Here is a 247-nt window from a genome sequence, read left to right on the forward strand (position 1 = left end):
CGTGGGCGTACAACCTGCGGCTCAAGGCGACGGTGCTGTCCTGGCTCCCGTACGCGGTGGCGTTCGCGGCCGTACCCGTCTTCGTCGCCCTGACCCTGCCCGGCGGCACCTGGCCCGCCTGGTGGGCCGTCGCCGCCGGGGCACTGCTCGGCGTGGGCGCCCATCTCGGCAACGTCCTGCCGGACATCGCCGCCGACCGCGCCACGGGCGTCCACGGCTGGCCGCAGCGGCTGGGCCCGGAACGCAC

The 247-nt window shown here is 76.5% G+C and carries 1 pseudogene; it reads left to right on the plus strand.

Features of this window, described 5'->3' with window-relative positions:
• A pseudogene (locus HTZ82_RS02895) lies at window positions 1-247 on the plus strand (hypothetical protein); the annotation flags it as partial.

The organism is Streptomyces sp. TRM64462 (assembly GCF_013362995.1).
Taxonomy (GTDB): domain Bacteria; phylum Actinomycetota; class Actinomycetes; order Streptomycetales; family Streptomycetaceae; genus Streptomyces.